Consider the following 17,654-nt stretch of genomic DNA (forward strand, 5'->3'; position numbering starts at 1 on the left):
AGATCGGAAAAATGTTTTCCGATCTCCCTTGCTTTTTGGATTGAAATTAGGTTACAATGGCGAAGCTGTGGTTTTGGCTCGGTAGCTCAGTTGGTTAGAGCAGGGGACTCATAAGCCCAAGGTCGGCAGTTCAAATCTGCCCCGAGCCATATAAATATTTATAGAGTTTCCAAAACCGTCTGTATCGCCTAGATCTAGGCGATTTTTATTTCCTTGACCACTGAAGATTAGGGAAAGTTGGAAAAAAGAAGTCATAACGACTATGAGTATGATATGATTCGTAACAATATGTAACGGAGAAAGCAGACATGACTCAATCTGAAGGATGTATCCGCGTTGGACAGGCGGCTCCTGACTTTACGGCAACCGCAGTGGTCGATCAAGAGTTTAAGACGATTAAACTATCAGACTACCAAGGTAAGTATGTGGTGATCTTCTTTTATCCCCTAGACTTCACCTTTGTGTGTCCGACTGAAATTACTGCCTTTAGCGATCGCTTTGAAGAATTCAAGAAGTTAGGAACCGAAGTCCTAGGCGTTTCTGTAGATAGTGAATTTTCTCACTTAGCTTGGATTCAAACCGACCGTAAATCTGGTGGTGTTGGCGATCTGAACTATCCTCTAGTCTCCGATATCAAAAAAGAAATCAGTGCTGCTTACAACGTCCTCGATCCCGATGCTGGGGTTGCTCTGAGGGGTCTATTCATCATTGATAAAGAAGGCATCATTCAACATGCCACCATCAACAACTTAGCCTTTGGTCGCAACGTTGATGAAACTCTGCGCGTACTGCAAGCCATTCAATATGTTCAAACTCACCCCGACGAAGTTTGTCCTGCGGGTTGGCAACCGGGTGAAAAAACCATGAATCCCGATCCTGTAAAATCCAAAGTTTACTTCGCAGCCGTATAAAAGATACAGCTCAGAAATCTATTAACCAGGTACACTAAACGTACCTGGTTTTTTCATAGGGAATTGAACAATTGAGTATGAGAACGGATTCTTCTCGTCCAGGAACCGTTATATTAGTGACGGGACCAGCGCGATCGGGAAAAAGTGAGTGGGCAGAAAGGTTAGCCCAAAAGACGGAAAAGGCAGTGGTTTACGTTGCTACAGCGCAACTCGATCCAAGCGATGTAGAATGGCAACAGCGTATTGAACGACATCAACAGCGTAGACCTCCACAATGGCAAATGAGGGAGGTTCCGAAAGAGTTGAGCCAATGTCTGGATGGGGGACAGGAAGGGGAGTGTTTATTAATTGATTCTTTAGGAACTTGGTTAGCGAACTGTCTAGAGTACGATCAAGAAGTATGGGAGTTGATAGAGCAAGAGTTGTTATTGGCGGTAGAACGAACACAAGCAGATCTGATTTTGGTAGCGGAAGAAACGGGATGGGGGGTGGTTCCAGCCTATCTTTTGGGACGAACCTTTCGCGATCGCCTGGGGAACTTGGTTCGTCATTTAGGAGCGATCGCTAACCCAGTGTACTTAGTGACGGGAGGCTATATCCTCAATTTAACTGAGTTAGGTACTCCTTTAAATTCAATCACCAATCTTTAGAGTTTTATAAGCTTTGATCGCTCAATTTCTTGTGTTTGATGGAGATAAGATACAGGGGATTGAGGTTAAGATAGGAATAGGAGAAGATCGGGAATAGGAACTAGCGCACTCAAGCAATTCCCCTTTCTGCTGTCCTTACCACCAAGATCTTTAGACAGAGCCGAGCGCCAATTTCTCCAGACCCCTCGATCGTGAACTGACTAGCACTAGGCATGATCAGCCAATCTCTCAACGTATGATCTCTGTTTTCAAAACTCATAAGCTGTATTTAGGTTAGATTATTTATGGCATCCGCAGACCAAGTTAGACAATATTTAGCCCACTGGCTCCAGTTAGGGCGTAAAATTTATATTCATAATGGCGATCGCACTCTTTCTCCCCATCCCGTCATTGAAGGAAATCGCTATAGTAAAGCCTTTGAAGACTGTTGGCAAACCCTACTTTCCGATCAATCGGGTGACTGTTATTTAGAAGATACAGATCAGACTATTGCCGAATTACTCACGCCCAAATGGGACATAATTCTGTGCTGTCGGTGTGTGATGCCCGTTCCTATGACTATTGGTAGCATGGAGACTAAAAATTGTCCTTGTATTCGTTTATCAAGTTGGCCCAATTTAGACTTACCCTTACCGCGATCGCCTGTGAATAATCAAGCTGCCTTGAATACCATTAGACAAAAGCTGCTCCAAGCGAATGAAAAACAAATTCCTGCGGATCGGGCAGTTTTAGAACCCGGTGAAACCCTTCCCCCAGTCGGTGATGTTGACAGTGAATTACTCAATCAGTTGCCGAAATGTCAATGTTCTCATCAGGTGGCTTAATATAGCGCTACACGCTAGGGAATAGGTAGACTTTAAGAATGAAAGTTTCAAAGACGAGCAATGGTGATGGGGAAAATTTTTATTTGGACAATCTGGTTGGTTTATGTGGTTTATCTTTTGTTTTCTGACCTGCCCCCTGGCCCCTCTTTGCTGCATATTAATTCAGAATTACTGCAAGAAGTCTGGGATTTAAGCTTAAACTTTTGGTTTATTACTCCCCTGGTTTTACCTGAACAAGCGCCGGTTTTACATCCTACCTTAGAAGGGTTATTTAATATTGTTGTGGCTTGGGCTTTATTATTATGGGGCTTCCTGGTGGATGGTCGAGGTCAACGGTGGCCGATGTTTCCGTTTTTAGTGGGTATTGCCTTTTTGACGAATGTGTTTTATTTGCCTTGGTTAGGGATTAGACGCAGGAATCCAGAATTAGGCGATCGCCCCCTATCGCGATTAGAACAAGTTACAGAAAGTCGTGGTTGGGGTATTTTCTTAAGTGTAATTGTCCTGATTTCTATAAGTTGGGCGATGTTTGCAAGACCCGAATTTGGTGATATTGGGCAACGATCGCAAGAATTGATGCAGATTATTAGTCGCGATCGCCTGGCGTATTCCTTTGCGATCGATTTGCTCTTCTTTTCCCTGTTTCAATCTTGGCTAGTGAATGATGATATGGCTCGTCGCCAATGGCACAATTCTACTCTGCTGTGGATTACCCGCCTAATTCCCTTTTTTGGTCTGGTCGTCTATTTCCTCCTGCGTCCTTCTCTGGTGATCGATGAGAAACTGGTCTCCCTGGAGGAAGAACAGGCATAATATTACCCAATAATCATCAGAGGTATCTGTAGGGGCGAAAAATTTTTCGCCTCTACAACAATGTCTCATTGTTAATCGAATTCACTATAATTTGGCTTTACGCAAGATTTTATAATTACTTTTAGACCCAAGAGATCCCAAATTTAGCCCGGAAATTCCTTGAGAAATATATGGACGTAGAGGTCTATAAAGTTCTCCTGTTGCGTGAAGAATGGTTGCGATTTCCAGCCATTCCAGACATTGAACTACAGATGAAACAGGTTGCCGAAAAACAAAGGATCAGATTGTCTGACTTGTACTAAGAAACACTCGCCAGGGAACGGGAAAAAGAGCGAACAACTTCTAGAATATTTGCCAACCTGATTAGACACTCGGTTTCTGGCCAACTTTGTTGTTCATCTGCCAACTTCTGGTACAAAACGGGTTTCTTTCGCTCCTCTCTGGAATGGCTGCTGACGAAAGTGTTGCTACCCTAGACCACTTCAGGCAGCCTTTCCTACCTCTGGGTAAAACAGGTGAGGACGTGCGTAGATTTGGTTATTTGTTAGTCAGATAAATAAAGCCTAGTCTTAAAAATACGGTTTTTTGGGGAGATTGCCTCTTTCCCTTCCGATTCTTAACTCTTCCTTCACGTTAAGAACAGCATTCTTCACACAGTCTTCATTTTAGACGCAATCTAAATTCAGCAGCTTTGCCGATGGCATGGCTGAGGAACTGGCATATGCTGAATATAGGGTAAAAACAAAGCCTACTAAACGCCGTGAAGTTTGCGTGCATCTGTTGAAGCAAAAATAATCATTCATCTTGATTAATGTTAAAGACGGCGCTTAAGTGGGCAACACCAGATAACACAGAACAGAAGGAGCAAACCTCATGAAACTTAATTCTATTCAAACTCTTATCGGTACTGCTGCAACTACCGCTTGTCTGCTGAGTATGACTGGAGTTGCCCAAGCGGGAACCTTCTACAACGGTTGGAACTACGCTCGTGACTACTCCAATGATGGCACCGGAGGATATTCATGGGTTGATGGGCGCAAAGTATCTGGCTATGAAATGCATGGCATGGCAGTTCACCAAGAGGGAGACACTATCACCGTTGGAATTAACGCCAACCTAGCGTTAGATGGAAGATATCATGGTGGCGCGAAAGACAAAAACATCGGTTGGGGCGACTTTCTCTTCAGCGTCGGTGGGGAGCAGTATGGTATTCACTTCGCCGAAACCAACGATTCTTTTGGACGGGGACTCAAGAATGCCACTCAGGATGCTGCGAAGGGAACCAATCCTCTAGGTCTGTATAAAGACATTACCACCAAAAATGTCAGTGCTAGAAACTCTGGTTGGAAAACCATCCAAAAACATTACAATCAGACCAAAAATCGCAGTCAGAATATTCAAGATCGCAATGCGGGTATCAAGTCTTTCGGCGATCTAGAAGCCTCTGAAACTTCTTTCTATACGGCTAACCGTGGCGCTCCCACCTCCATCAAGTCTGGAACTAAAGTCGAAAACGATAATTTCCAACTGTTGAATCAGAGTCAACTGAGCGGTTTAGGCTTAGACTTTGGGGGTGCTTTTGGAGTTGGTAACAATAAGCTGGGAGCTACAACCTTTGGCTTTAGCTTCACCAGAACCCCAGAAATGCTCGGTGAGTTTGTGGCTCATCTGTTTGCTGAATGCACCAATGATGGGATGGCTATAGAAGGTATTTTTGAAGAAGTCGCTACTGTTCCGGTTCCCGAACCCACTGCACTCACTGGTTTAGCTCTCGTCGGTTTAATGTTTGCTGGTGCAAAGCTGCGTAAACAAAGCTAAATAAGCGTTTTGGGTAATCATGCGACATAGCGCTTTGGGGTAGAGAATGGGGAATGGGGAATAGGATTGTGGTACATGGCTTTACGGATTCGATAAGGGGCATCGAACTCCTTTCTTCTCTCGTCTCTCATCCCGACTCTCTACTCGCTAGAGTAGAGGGCGGGGCTTCTCGCCGTTTCGCTAAAGAGGGATCTTTCAAAAGCCTAGGGTTTTGAGAGCGATCGCCTGTGCGTCTGGCATTTGTCCGTAACTGAACACATAAGGTACATTATCGGGCAGTTGGGGACGCAGAACTTCCAGGATATAGGGACTACCATAAATAACCAAGGCTTGCAGATGATGGGTTTTAAGCAAGGCTTCAAACCAGGCGATCGCCGTTTCATTCAGCGTGGAACTCCCACGAAAGGGATGACCACGTACAAACAATTGTAACAAGGTTGGCTCTTGACCTTGGGAGGATAAACTGGGAGTATGACGGTCTACAAGTTGCAACCGATATCCCTTAGCTGCTGGAATCAGAATGGCAGGCGCGGGTTTTGCCAATACGGAACAATCTAAGGCATCATCGACAACAATTAAATTACATCCTCCTTGGGAATTGGGGGGCAGATTTCCACCAGTTTCCTGGGCATCTCGAAGGAGACACTGCACTAATTGGCGGTTTTTTGGGTTGCCCAGAGTTTGGGGAAATTGCGGAGAATCTGGTCTCGGTTTAACCTTTTGTTTCGCTTGAAAAATGCGTTCTACGGAGGATTGGATATGCTCAGGGGCAATTTTTCCGGCTCTGACAGCGGCACAGACGGCGGCGATCGCTCCTGGGGGATCGTGGGGCATGAGCAGAATATCAGCACCGGCTTGCACGGCTAAAACGGCTGCCTCGTTATTGCCATAATGCTTGGTAATGGCTCCCATCACCAGAGCATCGGTGACAATTAAACCGGTAAAGCCTAATTCTTGGCGCAGTTTCTGGGTGAGAATTGTGGGAGATAATGTGGCAGGATATTGCTCATCCCAAGCCCGAATCTGCAAATGGGCGCTCATGATACTATCGACTCCAGCGGCGATCGCCCCCTGAAACGGGGGTAGCTCAATCTCGACTAACCGCCCTTCCGAATGGGGAAGCACCGGCAGTTCTAAATGGGAGTCTACCGCCGTATCTCCATGGCCGGGAAAATGTTTAGCTGTGGTTAAAATCGGATAGGGTTGAACTCCTTCAATATAGGCGGCAGCTAATTGACTCACCCGTTGCGGTGTTTCCCCAAACGCTCGCACATTAATCACCGGATTTTGGGGATTATTATTCACATCCACCACAGGCGCATAGAGCCAATTTAAGCCGATCGCGATCGCCTCTTTTGCCGTCATTTCCCCCATCTGTTGGGCATAGTGGCGAGCTGCTTGGGGGGATTTTTCGGCGATCGCCCCCAGTGCCATGGGAGGCGGAAAATGGGTAGCGCCACTAAAGCGTTGTCCCACTCCTTCCTCCACATCTGCACCCACCAATAGGGGAAACGTTGCCCAACTCTGCAAACGGTTAATGCGATCGTGCAGTTCCGCCGCACTTCCACCGACTAAAATTACACCACCCACGCCCCACTGAGCAATCCAGGCTTTTAGGGTGTCATTGGGCGGTTCCCAATCGGGGTAGCGGATTTGATGATCGAACAAATAGCCACTTGCCCGAATGACTACCATTTGGGCAACCTGTTGTTCTAAGGAAAGAGAAGCTGGATCGGGCAGATGAAAAGAATAAGTTGAATGTACCATTGCTCTACACCTGCCTGACCGCTTTACTCATTGTCTTCAGCGGAGACAATCCTTTCTGAGTCCTCATCTTCGAGGGGATGATGCTCGTGGGAAATCTGGTTAATCAGATGCAAAAGGCGATCGCCTCTTTCCAAAGAGGTATCTTCTAAAAATACCACCTCTGGAGTGCGCCGTAACTGCATCCGATGGCCGAGTTCATACCGAACATAGGGCGTTGCAGACTCCAATCCTTCCATGGTTTCGGCTTTTGCTTCTTCCGTACCGTAAATACTGACGAAAATTTTAGCATGTTGCAGATCTCCAGAGACATCCACATCGGTAACGCTGACCATACCCGCCCCTACTCGGTCATCTTTAATGCCATGAAGTAACATTTGGCCGACTTCGCGTTTAATTTGGGAGGACACGCGAGAGACACGACGACTGTTAGCCATAAGACTTCCTCCACATTTTGGGGTGATTAGCGGTTATTTTTTTCTCGGGTCTAAAGTCCGAATCTTGTTTGATGCGATCTTCACACCGAAGCTAATCCTAGCATAGCCCGTAATGTCAGAGTTAGGAAGACTAAGCTGGAAACTAGAAGTCCCAAAGTGGCGATCGCCGTTAGGGGAGTGCGAAAGAGTGGCTGGACAGATTTGAATAAAAAGAAGAAAATGCCTAGCGTGAAGGTAATTAAGTACCGAGGATAGCGCGATACGTTCTGAAAGAAGTCTCCCATGGGATCGAGTTTAGAGTGCCAAAAGTGAACAGGTCTCTAGCTATTCTACCGCCTTTGAGTAGATACAATCCGATTGCCTATTGCCCATTCCCTATTCCCTCACTCTTTTTCGCTTGCTGCCAGAGTTCCTCTAGTTCGTCTAGGGTATATTCGGATAGGGGGCGATCGCTGATCGCATCAACGATGGTTAAGCGTTTCAAAAACTTGCCATAGGTTCCGTGTAACGCTTCCGATGGATCTAACTCTAACCAACGAGCGAGAGTAATCAGGGTAAATAGCACATCTCCGAGTTCTCCTTGTTGAGCGGCTTTATCCTCATGGGCGACAGCCTGTTTCAATTCAGCTAGTTCTTCCTCAAATTTACCCCAAACCCCTTCAATATCATCCCATTCAAAACCAGCAGAAGCTGCTTTTTTGGAGATTTTCATGCCTGCGGTTAGGGGCGGTAAAGTTGATGCATATCGCTCAAGTTTTGTCAATAAGCTAGGGGCTTTTCCTTTTTCAGCCGCTTTGATCTCTTCCCAATTTTGTCTAACGTCTTCGACACTTTCTACTTCAATATCAGCAAAGACATGGGGATGGCGACGGATCAGTTTGTCACTAATGCCATCAGCGACTTCTTTGAAGGTAAAGTCTCCGTTTTCTTGGGCAATTTGGGCTTGCAAAACCACTTGCATGAGTAAATCCCCCAATTCTTCGGCGATCGCCTTTTGATCTCCTCCCCGAATGGCATCTACGGTTTCATAGGCTTCTTCAATCACATGGGGAATCAGGGATTGGGGCGTTTGTGCTAAGTCCCAAGGACACCCTCCAGAGGGCGATCGCAACTGGGCAATGACTTCAATCAGCCGTTGCATGGCTTCTAAGCTGGAGGCGGTCGATGATTCGGAATTACTCATGTTTGGGTAATCGGTAATCGGTAATCGGTAATCGGTAATGGGAATTAGGGCGGGTTTACCAAAGTAACTGATGAGTTACCTAAATCTAGGAGAACCCGCCCCTACTACCATAAACTATTTCCGTTTTCTCTTAGTCGGTTTACGAGCGGTGGAGCGACGACGGGGGGCACTTTTACGGGTGGGGCGTTTTTTCCATAGGCCAGACCAGCCATATTTTTGATAGCGTTTGTAAGTGGAACCGATACGATCGCCTAAAATATGGCTAATCGATCCTAGCTCTAATCCCACAAATAGGGCTAATCCAGACCAGCGATGTTCTTTTAAAGTCCTCCAGATCCATTCACCTAAATCCGTCCAACCCCAAGCGATAGCAGAGAATTGAACGGCGATCGCCCCAATGAGAAATCCGAACACAGCGATCCAAAAGAGCAAATAGATTACCCGCACCACCGTTCCAATCAGCACACCATGGGAGATAAACGAGCGATGATGTAAGCTCTTTTGATACGGTATCCACAGCCAGCGAAACCATCCCCAACGCCGAAAGGGGCGCGATCGCAAATCCAGATCCGGACTGAGGATCAATCCTCCAAACAGAAATCCCCCCGCTACCCATAGAGTTAACTCACTACTGCGGGTGATCGCTAAAGTTGCTCCAGTCACTAGGGGGAGACTCCATAGGGTAATGCGATCGTGGGTAGCACCAGAAGGCATAAAAATTAATTCACAAAAAGCTTGCGTTATCTAATCCAGTTTGCTACAATAGGTTCTTGTGAGTCAAATGGGGGCGGTTAGCTCAGTTGGTAGAGCGCCTGCCTTACAAGCAGGATGTCACTGGTTCGAGCCCGGTACCGCCCATTCACCTTTAGCCTTTTATAATACTGAATCCAGCCACTGCGCATCGTGCTTTTAAGGCAGGGAACTCGCACATAATCTCGCACCAAACCAATTTAGCACCAGAAAAAGACAGGGGACAGAAAGAAGTCGCCATACTAGAGATAATCTTTTTGTTGTTCAATGGTTTCTTGGTTGGCGCTTAAATGACTCAGGGTGTTGTCTCCAATGACAAGACACAAGAACACCCCCAAGATTTCTCTCAGGAGTGAACAGTTCTAACTGTACCAAAGCATCTGGTTAACAAGATTTCAAATCGGTTCTATAACTATATCTTCCTAATCTTCATGATCTTCAAAGGGATCGTCTAGGGCTTCCGAGGGCGGCCCAAACGAGGTATATAACGAAACACCAGTTAAGGCCAAGACGATCGCTACAATGCCGATATTAAGAACCGTTGCAGTTTCCATAGGTTTTTGAACTAAGATATACTATCCTTAAATATAGTATTACAAAAATTTACATTTGGGGGCGATCGGGTTGAGCCAGATTCCTTAAGGATTCGCAGTTCTGCCAGACCCACACCAGTGTAAAATCAGAAAATTGAAACGGAATATAGGAGACCCATGGCACAACGTACCCGTTTAGGAGACATCCTCAGACCCCTGAACTCGGAATATGGTAAGGTAGCCCCCGGCTGGGGAACAACCCCCCTAATGGGAGTGTTTATGCTACTGTTCTTAGTCTTTCTGCTGATTATTCTCCAAATCTACAACTCATCCCTTCTTCTGGAAGGATTAGACGTAGACTGGACAACTCTCGGTCGGTAGAATACGGCAATCATAATACAGTAACCAACGTTTACTCAGAACGTTTAGTGATTCCTGAAAACTCGGTTTAGTTGATAAACCGGGTTTTTTTACAGCGCTTTGCGCGGCAGAAAGGTAACGGGAAAACCGTTTTTCACGCGAGTTAATTTAGGAGAACAGAAGAGCATGAATATTTTTGGCATTGGTTTACCGGAAATGGCTGTGATCATGGTTGTCGCTCTGTTGATCTTTGGGCCAAAGAAATTACCAGAAATGGGCAAGGCGATCGCCAAAACCATCCGTAGTTTCCAGCAAGCCTCGAAAGAATTTGAACAGGAATTTAAGCGCGAAGCTGCCCAAATTGAAGCCTCGGTAAAAGAACAACCTAGCATTCAACCGAGTGTTGAAGTGAGCAAAACCCCTGAAAGCGAACCTCCAGAAACGTCAACAGCAAGTAATAATTCTACCTCAACTAGCTAACGAAGAACCATGAATAGCGAGCGATCGCCAAATCCCAAACCGCAACCGGCTCTTGCGATCCCCCAACTGATTGTCGGTTTAGGCAACCCGGGCACTCAATACGATGGCACTCGCCATAACATCGGCTTTGACATCATCGATGAATTAGCCCGGCGCTCGAATGCCTCCGGGAGTGCCAACAAAAAATTTCATGGATGGTTTGCTGAAGCGCCCTTTGCCAACGGGCAGAAATTGCGCCTGCTCAAACCTTCCACCTATATGAACCGCTCCGGGCAATCAATTCGCGCAGTCATAGATTGGTATAAACTGCCGCCCAATTCAGTCCTCATTGTCTATGATGATATGGATCTACCCGTGGGACGGATACGGCTGCGCCTATCCGGTTCCGCTGGAGGTCATAATGGCATGAAAAGTGCGATCGCCCACTTAGGAATCCAAGACTTCCCGCGTCTGCGAGTGGGGATCGGCTCCTCCAAATCTCCAGACACCGGAAGCAAAGACACCGTATCCCATGTTTTAGGCAAATTTTCCCCATCAGAAGCCAAAATCATCAATGATGTACTTCCAGGAGCAGCCGATGCTGTAGAAATCAGCCTCAAACAAGGGATAGAAAAAGCCATGAACTTGTATAACAACCGACTGTTTGCTGCATAGTGAAGAGCGATCGCGATATCAAATTTTTAATGTTGAATTGATATGAGTTCTCAGCGCCTACCCGAAACCACCGTTTACGTCCGCGTATTGCGCCACTCTTGGCAACAAGGCAAACTAGAAGGAGAAGTCTTAGCCGATCGATATCAATGGGAATTTCAATGGCTCTTTCGCCATGGACAACTCCTCGTTAAACCCTCCCTAGGACGCGCTCTCATTCAAGAACCCCTGGGGCGATTTTTAGAACAACGAGATTATCAATTAGAACCGGGCGGTGATTACACCTTCACCGTCCGCGCCCAATTTTAACTGAATCTTACCATCATTAATTTTTAATTTTTAACTAATTTATGTCCTTCACCTTCTTCGATATCATCCTCATTGTCCTTCTACTGATTTCCATACAACCCGCTTGGCAACAACGGCAAATTATCCGCCGGCGGATCCAAACCCTAACCGCCTTTGAACAACAACGGGGCAGTCGAGCGATCTTGCTGATTCACCGTCAAGAATCGATTAATTTACTCGGCGTTCCCCTGTCTCGTTATATCAGTATTGAAGACTCAGAACAAATTCTGCGAGCCATTCGGTTAACGCCTCCTGATGTTCCCATTGACTTAATTTTACACACCCCAGGAGGCTTGGTTTTAGCCACTGAACAAATTGCCCGCGCCCTGATTCGCCATCAAGCCAAAGTTACAGTTTTTATTCCCCACTATGCCATGAGTGGAGGAACGATGTTAGCCTTAGCTTCCGATGAAATTGTTATGGATGAAAATGCAGTTTTAGGACCCGTCGATCCGCAACTGGGGAATTTCCCGGCTGCTAGTATTCTCAAAGTTATAGAAGATAAACCTTTAGGAGAAATTGACGATCGAACGTTGATTATGGCGGATTTATCCCGTAAAGCCATTCAACAAGTCAAACGGTTTGTGCGCGAATTATTAGAAGATGATATTCCCCAGCAAAAGATCGCTCCTGAGAACATCAATCGGATTATTGAGGAATTAACCACGGGTAAAGTCACCCATGATTATCCCATCCCCCCAGACGAAGCGAAAGCCTTGGGGTTACCTGTGGTGACGGGGTTACCAAAAGAGATTTATGGGTTAATGGATTTGTATCCTCAACCAACCAATCGGCGACCCAGTGTTCAGTATATTCCGATGCCCTACGATCGCTCGCCCACCTTGCCCGCCCCTAAAAATACAGAAAAGTAGGATTGGCTTATCAACTCACTTGACGACTAAATTACTCAGAATTTTTGTTATAAAATTATAGAGGTGCTTGAGTTGAACCTGTTGTCTCATGGAATTGTGATATGAGAATTTTAGCTATAGGTGATATTCATGGCTGCTCCACTGCTTTGGATAGCTTATTAAATTGGGTGCATCTCCAAAATTATGATGTAATTGTTACTCTTGGAGATTACGTGAATAAGGGTCCGGATACGAAGGGAGTGTTAGATCGATTGATTGCGCTTCACGAACGGGGTCAGTTAGTGCCGATTCGAGGCAATCATGATTTAATGTTCCTATTGGCGCGATCGCTTCCTGAAGAGAAGGTTGCTCAAGATCGCATTACTCCAGAAACCCTGGCTTCCTATGGCACTCAAGAGAATGGGGAACCCATCAACATCACAGATATTCCCGATCGCCACTACCGCTTTTTAGCCCAAACTTGCTTAAACTATTGGGAAACCGAAGATTGGTTCTTCCTCCACGCAACTGCCGATCCGGATCTTCCCCTCGATCAACAACCTTATGAAAATCTATTCTGGCAAAAGTTTAAATCGCCTCGTCCCCATCAGTCCGGTAAGGTGATGATCTGCGGTCATACGAGCCAAAAAAATGGTCAACCGGTTAATTTAGGTCACGCTATTTGCATCGATACTTGGGCCTGTGGTGAAGGATGGTTAACGGCTCTAGATGTGAATACGGGAGAGGTTTGGCAGACTAACCAACAAGGCGCAAGGCAAAGGAACCATATCCGAGACTTCCAACCGCAAGCAATAGCGATCGCTTAACCAAAACTGAAGTTAAACTAAAAGGAGATCGGATAGTGGTTTTTCGTCTTGTTTTTTTCTGATGAGGATCGATTGTTTATGCTATTTTCCTGGTTACCTTCCATTTCCTGGCCTCGTCTTCAAGGGACTTTAGCGACCCTTTTAGCTTTAGGCGTGACGGTATTCCCCTTACCCAGTCTAGCCCTAGAAGATTTAGACCTTCCAGAAGACATTGGATTACCGAGCCGCCGTCAAGCAGGTGGAACCCGCGGCCCCTGTATTACCGATAAAAGCGGTCAACTCTTACCCATTATTCCTAAATTTAATATCGGTCGTACCCTCAAAGATTCCCCTACTCTATTTGTGTATTTGCCTCAGCATACCACAGATCAAGGGATACTGATTTTGCAAGAATTAGACCAAGAAAAATTAGCTCAATCTGGCTTAACTTTAGCCAATCTCGCTCATCACAATCAAGATCAATTTTTGAAAGCTGAATTCAAGAGTCCTGTATCCCTAAATCAAGAATCAGGAATCTTAGGGGTTTCCCTGGGCGAACATCCTGAGATCCCCAAACTGGAAGCGGGAAAAATTTATTTGTGGGCCTTTCAGCTCGTTTGTAATAATACCTTTAGCGACTATGCCCAGGGCTGGATTCAGGTAGCCACAAATACAGAAGAACAAGCCACCTTAAGAGCCAAATTGGAGGAGGCAAAATCCGATCGCGATCGCGCTAAAATCTATGCCCAAGCGGGTGTATGGTACGATTTACTCATGGCTTTAGCTCAGTTGCGCCAAACCACATCGAGCGAAGAACAAGCTCAAGCAACGACCGATTGGAAAAGTATCCTTACTCATCCTCAAGTGGAACTCGACCAGATTGTTGATGCCCCCCTTTTGTCGGAGAGTCCAACTTCAACCGTTTTAGCGCCCTAATCTACCATCAATCCGGATCCCTCCATTCATTATTTGAGCTAAAGCTGTCACCACACCATCCTCTTCTATGGAGGGAGCAATCCAATCTGCAATCCTCTGAATTGGAGCAGGAGCATTTCCCATGGCAACACCAATTCCAGCATATTCGATCATTTCTAAGTCATTAAAATTATCGCCGATCGCCATCACATTTTCTGATTTTAATCCCAATACGGTTTCTGCCAAATATTGCACTGCAAATCCCTTATTGGCTAAGGGATGGGTAATCTCGAAAAAATTGGGGGAAGATTTAGTAAAATGCAGTTTATCTTGAGGAAAAGTCGCACATATATCCGCTGAAAGTTCTTCAATTAACTCCAGATTCTCACTCAGGGCTAAAATTTTGGTCGGTTCCACTGTCAGCCGTTCTCTTAAGCTGTCTACCACCCGAATCGGTGCAGAAGTTCGGTCGAGATATTTGCGGGTATCTTCTCCCATATCTTGCACATGCAAACAATCATCAATATAGAAATGAACCGTCATTTGATCTCGATATTGGGGTTGTTCTAAAAAGTCGAGAATTTGTCCCGCTAAGGGAATAGAAATAGGAAAATGGTGGTGAACTTTGTTCGTTTCTGGGTCTTGAATTAAGGCTCCATTGTAGCAAATCAGAGGAAGTCCCGCACCGATCGCCTTATAAAAGCGTAAAGCCGAGCAAAACATGCGTCCTGTTGCCACCGCTACTGGAATTCCCTGTTGTTTTACCTTTGCGATGGCTTCAATCACCGGTTGACGGACTTGGTTTGAGATCCCGGAGATCGTGCCATCAATATCTAAGACTAAAAGTTTGATTTTTTGGCGATCGCCAACCGGAAAAGTGTTCAAAGACATGAGATAGAAATTCCCTCTATTACCTATAACCCATTACCCAATCTAGCTTAATTGAACCACAACTTGATTATTGAGCAAAGTTTGATTGGTGAGCAAATCTTCCACCGTAATTCTTAAAAATCGCTCTCGATCGACTTGAAACAATACTCTGATCCGATCGCTTCCAGGAATACCGGGAGGATTCAAGTTAGCAATAGTACGGGCATTTTCTGTATCATTTAAGGGTGTTACCGAGCGCTTATCGCCGGTCAAAATGCGGGTAATCAGGCGATCTCCATCAAAATAGATCTCTGTTCCTCCGGTTTGTGCGCCTAATTCTCCCAAAACTAACTCAAGTTTAGGTTGATTTTCTGCGGAAGCCCCTAACATTAACTCAATCGGTTTAGACATGGGATAGGGCTGTCCTTCGGGTATAATCGGATGCCAACCATGACCTTTTGTGCGTCGATTCCAATAGCGAATACCATAACTATGATAGAGAAAATCCTGTAATTCAATTCCCTGAACCAATTGCAGCGCACCTTCAGCGATCGCTTCAAACGGTTTATCACAACGTATCCGTTTTTCCTCAAAATAGCCCTTAATCCAATCTTGCACCGCTGGAATTTGACAAGTTCCACCCACCAATAACACCGAATCAATTTGGGATTTATTCACTCCCTCACGGGTTGCTTGTTGCAGCACTTGAGCCATAATCGTATTAAGTTGACTAAAGAATTTACGGTCTTCTAAAATCGATTGAAACTGTTTACGAGTCAGTTTTAACTCATAGCTCTCTAGAGAATCCCGATCGAAATAAACTTCTGTTGCTGTGGTACGGGAAGACAATTGAATTTTCAGTTTTTCCGCTAATCGAGTTAAAGACAAAGATTGAACTAAGTCATACTGGGCAATCAATTCATCTGTAATCCAATGGTCTAAATCTGAACCCCCTAAATTCAAACCCGCTTTAGCAATCACCCGCGCGGTTTTCACCTGTTGACCCGATTTTTCCCCAAACGATTTCCCCCCCCATTTGAGAACAAATCCTAGGGGATTCGCCACTTTTTCTTCACTTTTAATCCCATTGGTATTCAGTTGAACTAGCGATAAATCTAATGTGCCGCCGCCAAAGTCTATGACTAAAATTAAATTGCGATCGCCCACGCCATAGCCTAATGCTGCTGCTGTCGGTTCATCAATCATCCTGACTTTATCCACCGACCAAGTTTGACAAACTTGCCCTAACCAGTGACGATAGGTTTCAAAACCATCGACTGGTGCAGTCACAATTAGAGACTCTTCCAGATTAATTTGATTAAACAAATGAGTTAGGAACCAAGTGCCCACTTGTTCAAACTGAATCGTCACTCCATCGAGTTGGGGTAAAAATCCCTGAATAGGGGTTCCAATCCCGCGCTTAAAGTGACTAAAGAATCGAGTGTCTTGAGCCAGATCTAAACCGCGATCGCGCACGGGTTGGCCAATAATCACTTGTTCCAACTCAGCATTTTCCACATAGACGAGACTGGGAATTAGGGGAGGATTGGGAGCCTGTTGTAGGGAATATCCAGGGACTTTGAGGATTTCTGGGGTTTGAGTCACTGGATTCCAGCGGGTAATGACCGTATTAGAAGTGCCAAAATCGATTGCGATCGCCATAAGGGATTAGAAATGATACAGTTAAAAAAAATTTGTTATCGGATATAAACAGTCAAATTCTACCAAATTAGGGGGTAAAGCAGTGAAAAAACGAGTCACCCTTACATTTGCCCAGCGTTGGGTAAGAATGCCAGTTACCTACCGTTTGGCTAAGGATTTTAATGTCGCTGCCAATATTATTCGCGCTCAAGTGGCTCCCAATCAAGTGGGAAAGCTGGTGCTAGAACTCTCTGGAGACATCGATCAACTCGAGGATGCAATTGAATGGATGCGATCGCAAAATATTCAAGTCTCTCAAGCTACCAGCGAGATTATTGTTAATGAAGAAATCTGTGTTGATTGTGGACTGTGTACTGGAGTTTGTCCGACTCAAGCACTCACTCTTAATCCAGAGACATTTAAGCTATCCTTTATGCGATCGCGCTGTGTCGTTTGTGAACAATGTATCGTTGCTTGTCCCGTCCAAGCCATTTCTACTACTCTTTAAAAGACTTCTTGCAGAAGTCAGGGAATAGGGAATAGGGAATAGGGAATAGGGGTAAGAATGCAGGATTACTCCATTGCCATTTATTTTCTGCACAATTATGCAAGAGGTCTAAACTTAAAGTGATGATTTCTCTCTCGTCAATATCAGGGGTTGACGAGAGAGGAAATACAGATCAATAGTGAATCATTACCCATAGAGTTTAATCAGACTTAGCCCACATATTGCCCACCCCTAAGGTAAACCCTGGTAAAATCGTTTCACTGTCTAAAGTATCGGGTTGAAGGCATTTTTCTATGGCTGAAAAAAGGAGATTTAGGACATTTTCTATTGCGATTCGTGCCTATTGCCTATTGCCTCAAACCATAACCTAACTGTCCTAACTGACTCCTTCTCTGCTATAGCTGTTTGGGAATAATCAGGGCGTGTGTCATTGACCAACCTACATTGTAAAATGGAAGAATGGACTGAATTATTGGGCGATCGGAGAAAAACTTATGGCACGTGGACAGATGCGAATCAGGAAACGTTCAATCCTTTCATC

The 17,654-nt window shown here is 45.3% G+C and carries 21 protein-coding genes and 2 tRNA genes; 15 read left to right on the top strand and 8 right to left on the bottom strand.

Annotated features, from left to right (window positions below; genetic code table 11):
• Positions 1 to 75: 75 nt before the first annotated feature.
• From AC3A14_RS02280 to AC3A14_RS02305, 6 genes are all read left to right on the top strand, one after another.
• Positions 76 to 149, top strand: a tRNA-Met gene (locus AC3A14_RS02280).
• A 159-nt stretch (positions 150 to 308) separates the two neighbouring features.
• Positions 309 to 911 (top strand): peroxiredoxin, encoded by a 603-nt coding sequence (locus tag AC3A14_RS02285; RefSeq protein ID WP_318701388.1) that lies wholly within the window; start codon positions 309 to 311, stop codon positions 909 to 911.
• Positions 912 to 988: 77 nt separating this feature from the next.
• Positions 989 to 1,561 (top strand): bifunctional adenosylcobinamide kinase/adenosylcobinamide-phosphate guanylyltransferase, encoded by a 573-nt coding sequence (gene cobU, locus AC3A14_RS02290; RefSeq protein ID WP_318731527.1) that lies wholly within the window; start codon positions 989 to 991, stop codon positions 1,559 to 1,561.
• Between the two features lie 284 nt (positions 1,562 to 1,845).
• Positions 1,846 to 2,385, top strand: coding sequence for a hypothetical protein (locus tag AC3A14_RS02295; protein WP_318701390.1), 540 nt, complete (start codon positions 1,846 to 1,848; stop codon positions 2,383 to 2,385).
• A 66-nt stretch (positions 2,386 to 2,451) separates the two neighbouring features.
• Complete coding sequence (locus AC3A14_RS02300) at positions 2,452 to 3,198, top strand: hypothetical protein (RefSeq protein ID WP_318731528.1); 747 nt, start codon at positions 2,452 to 2,454, stop codon at positions 3,196 to 3,198.
• Between the two features lie 873 nt (positions 3,199 to 4,071).
• The gene (locus tag AC3A14_RS02305; protein ID WP_318731529.1) at positions 4,072 to 5,016 is read left to right on the top strand and encodes an XDD3 family exosortase-dependent surface protein; all 945 of its coding nucleotides are present in this window, start codon (positions 4,072 to 4,074) and stop codon (positions 5,014 to 5,016) included.
• Positions 5,017 to 5,211: 195 nt separating this feature from the next.
• Here AC3A14_RS02305 and AC3A14_RS02310 read toward each other — a convergent pair whose 3' ends face one another.
• From AC3A14_RS02310 to AC3A14_RS02330, 5 genes are all read right to left on the bottom strand, one after another.
• Positions 5,212 to 6,783, bottom strand: a complete 1,572-nt coding sequence (locus tag AC3A14_RS02310) for a glycoside hydrolase family 3 N-terminal domain-containing protein (protein WP_318731530.1) — start codon at positions 6,781 to 6,783, stop codon at positions 5,212 to 5,214.
• Positions 6,784 to 6,806: 23 nt separating this feature from the next.
• Positions 6,807 to 7,217 carry a 30S ribosome-binding factor RbfA gene (gene rbfA / locus AC3A14_RS02315; protein WP_318701985.1) on the bottom strand — a complete coding sequence of 137 codons (411 nt, stop codon included), beginning with the start codon at positions 7,215 to 7,217 and terminating at the stop codon, positions 6,807 to 6,809.
• A gap of 80 nt (positions 7,218 to 7,297) precedes the next feature.
• Entirely contained in the window at positions 7,298 to 7,501 is a 204-nt protein-coding gene (locus AC3A14_RS02320) for a DUF751 family protein (protein ID WP_318701984.1), read from the bottom strand.
• Between the two features lie 77 nt (positions 7,502 to 7,578).
• Positions 7,579 to 8,400 carry a nucleoside triphosphate pyrophosphohydrolase gene (gene mazG / locus AC3A14_RS02325; RefSeq protein ID WP_318731531.1) on the bottom strand — a complete coding sequence of 274 codons (822 nt, stop codon included), beginning with the start codon at positions 8,398 to 8,400 and terminating at the stop codon, positions 7,579 to 7,581.
• Positions 8,401 to 8,514: 114 nt separating this feature from the next.
• On the bottom strand, positions 8,515 to 9,114 hold the full coding sequence (locus tag AC3A14_RS02330) for a metal-binding protein (protein WP_318701982.1): 600 nt from the start codon (positions 9,112 to 9,114) through the stop codon (positions 8,515 to 8,517).
• A 71-nt stretch (positions 9,115 to 9,185) separates the two neighbouring features.
• On the opposite strand from AC3A14_RS02330, the gene AC3A14_RS02335 reads away from it, so the two are divergent.
• Positions 9,186 to 9,258 (top strand) — tRNA-Val (locus AC3A14_RS02335).
• A gap of 314 nt (positions 9,259 to 9,572) precedes the next feature.
• Here the strand turns inward: AC3A14_RS02335 and psbN are convergent.
• Positions 9,573 to 9,704 (bottom strand): photosystem II reaction center protein PsbN, encoded by a 132-nt coding sequence (gene psbN / locus AC3A14_RS02340; protein WP_271937363.1) that lies wholly within the window; start codon positions 9,702 to 9,704, stop codon positions 9,573 to 9,575.
• Positions 9,705 to 9,860: 156 nt separating this feature from the next.
• Here psbN and psbH point away from each other — a divergent pair, with 156 nt between their 5' ends.
• From psbH to AC3A14_RS02375, 7 genes are all read left to right on the top strand, one after another.
• Positions 9,861 to 10,064 (top strand): photosystem II reaction center phosphoprotein PsbH, encoded by a 204-nt coding sequence (gene psbH / locus AC3A14_RS02345; RefSeq protein ID WP_283760581.1) that lies wholly within the window; start codon positions 9,861 to 9,863, stop codon positions 10,062 to 10,064.
• Positions 10,065 to 10,229: 165 nt separating this feature from the next.
• Entirely contained in the window at positions 10,230 to 10,523 is a 294-nt protein-coding gene (locus tag AC3A14_RS02350; protein ID WP_318698708.1) for a TatA/E family twin arginine-targeting protein translocase, read from the top strand.
• A 9-nt stretch (positions 10,524 to 10,532) separates the two neighbouring features.
• Entirely contained in the window at positions 10,533 to 11,177 is a 645-nt protein-coding gene (pth, locus tag AC3A14_RS02355; RefSeq protein ID WP_318731532.1) for an aminoacyl-tRNA hydrolase, read from the top strand.
• A 42-nt stretch (positions 11,178 to 11,219) separates the two neighbouring features.
• A complete protein-coding gene (locus AC3A14_RS02360) occupies positions 11,220 to 11,483 on the top strand; it encodes a DUF3146 family protein (RefSeq protein ID WP_318698710.1) in 264 nt (87 codons plus the stop codon).
• 41 nt (positions 11,484 to 11,524) lie between these two features.
• Positions 11,525 to 12,394 carry an SDH family Clp fold serine proteinase gene (locus tag AC3A14_RS02365; protein WP_318731533.1) on the top strand — a complete coding sequence of 290 codons (870 nt, stop codon included), beginning with the start codon at positions 11,525 to 11,527 and terminating at the stop codon, positions 12,392 to 12,394.
• A 101-nt stretch (positions 12,395 to 12,495) separates the two neighbouring features.
• Positions 12,496 to 13,200, top strand: a complete 705-nt coding sequence (locus AC3A14_RS02370) for a metallophosphoesterase (RefSeq protein WP_318731534.1) — start codon at positions 12,496 to 12,498, stop codon at positions 13,198 to 13,200.
• A 78-nt stretch (positions 13,201 to 13,278) separates the two neighbouring features.
• On the top strand, positions 13,279 to 14,115 hold the full coding sequence (locus tag AC3A14_RS02375) for a DUF928 domain-containing protein (protein WP_318698713.1): 837 nt from the start codon (positions 13,279 to 13,281) through the stop codon (positions 14,113 to 14,115).
• Here AC3A14_RS02375 and AC3A14_RS02380 read toward each other — a convergent pair.
• Together AC3A14_RS02380 and AC3A14_RS02385 are read right to left on the bottom strand one after the other, a co-directional pair.
• Positions 14,104 to 14,985, bottom strand: a complete 882-nt coding sequence (locus AC3A14_RS02380) for a Cof-type HAD-IIB family hydrolase (RefSeq protein WP_318731535.1) — start codon at positions 14,983 to 14,985, stop codon at positions 14,104 to 14,106. The genes AC3A14_RS02375 and AC3A14_RS02380 overlap by 12 nt on opposite strands.
• 42 nt (positions 14,986 to 15,027) lie before the next feature.
• Positions 15,028 to 16,626, bottom strand: a complete 1,599-nt coding sequence (locus tag AC3A14_RS02385) for an Hsp70 family protein (protein ID WP_318731536.1) — start codon at positions 16,624 to 16,626, stop codon at positions 15,028 to 15,030.
• A gap of 82 nt (positions 16,627 to 16,708) precedes the next feature.
• On the opposite strand from AC3A14_RS02385, the gene AC3A14_RS02390 reads away from it, so the two are divergent.
• Complete coding sequence (locus tag AC3A14_RS02390; protein WP_318731537.1) at positions 16,709 to 17,113, top strand: NIL domain-containing protein; 405 nt, start codon at positions 16,709 to 16,711, stop codon at positions 17,111 to 17,113.
• Positions 17,114 to 17,654 lie beyond the last annotated feature (541 nt).

This window comes from Roseofilum sp., from assembly GCF_982964205.1.